The organism is Frankia sp. AiPs1, assembly GCF_023716945.1.
Lineage (GTDB): Bacteria > Actinomycetota > Actinomycetes > Frankiales > Frankiaceae > Frankia.
Genome location: NZ_JAMQQF010000956.1, coordinates 1 through 1,313 on the forward strand (window position 1 = coordinate 1; position 1,313 = coordinate 1,313).

1 protein-coding gene is annotated in these 1,313 nt (G+C 78.1%); it reads left to right on the forward strand.

Features of this window, described 5'->3' with window-relative positions:
• A partial coding sequence (locus ND748_RS32150) for an FAD-binding oxidoreductase (RefSeq protein WP_374216094.1) occupies positions 1–1,313 on the forward strand: 1,313 nt, incomplete at both ends.

Genomic DNA, 1,313 nt, shown 5'->3' on the forward strand with positions numbered 1-1,313 from the left:
GCGCTGGGCGAGCGGCCGGGCGCGCGGCCGGGCGAGCCGATCGTCGACGCCTCCGCGCGGCGGCGGGCGGAGTACTCCTCGGACGCGTCGAACTACCGGGTGCCGCCCGCGGTGGTGGTGTTCCCGCGGGAGGTCGACGACATCGCGGCGGTCGCCGAGGTCTGCCGGGCCACCGGCACCCCGCTGACGACCCGCGGCGCCGGCACCTCGATCGCCGGCAACGCGGTCGGCCCCGGCGTCGTGGTGGACGTCAGCCGGCACCTCGACCGCATCATCGCGCTGGACCCCGCCGAACGCACCGCCACCGTGCAACCCGGGGTCGTCCTCGACCGGCTGCAGGCCGCCGCCGGTCGCCATGGCCTGCGCTTCGGCCCGGACCCGTCCACCCACGCCCGCTGCACCGTCGGCGGGATGATCGGCAACAACGCCTGCGGCTCGCGCGCGATCGCCTACGGCCGCACCGCGGACAACGTGCTGTCCCTCGACGTGCTCGACGGCACCGGACGCCGGCTGCGCGTCGGCGCCGGGCACCGCAACGAGATTCCCGGGCTCGACGGGTTCGTCCGGGCCAACCTGGCGACCCTGCGCACGGAGCTCGGGCGGTTCGGCCGCCAGGTGTCCGGCTACTCCCTGGAGCACCTGCTCCCGGAGCGGGGCGCGGACCTGGCCAGGGCGCTGGTGGGCACCGAGGGGACCTGCGTGGTCGTGCTCGGCGCGACGGTGCGGCTGGTGGCACCGCCGGCGGCGTCCGCCATGGTCGTGCTCGGCTATCCGGACATGCCGGCCGCCGCGGACGCGGTGGCGCCCCTGCGCACGCACGCGCCGTTGGCGATGGAGGGGATGGACGCCCGGCTGGTCGACATCGTCCGCCGCCACCGGGGGGCAGGCGCGGTGCCGGCGTTGCCGGCCGGCACCGGCTGGCTGTTCGTCGAGGTCGGCGGGGACACGCCGGAACAGGCCCTGGCGGCCGGCCGGGCGCTGGCGGCCGACGCGGGGACGTCGGCGGTCCGCGTGCTGGCGACCGGGCCCGAGAGCCGCGCGCTCTGGCGGATCAGGGAGGACGGCGCGGGCCTGGCCGGGCGGACCGCCGACGGCGAGCCGGCCTGGCCCGGCTGGGAGGACGCCGCCGTGCCGCCCGAGCGGCTCGGCGCCTACCTGCGCGACTTCGAGGAGTTGCTGCGCGCCCACCGGCTGACCGGGGTGCCCTACGGTCATTTCGGCGACGGCTGCGTCCACGTCCGCCTCGACCTGCCGCTGGGCGCCGCGCCCGGCCGGCTGCGCGCCTTCCTCGGCGAGGCCGCCGACCTGGTCGC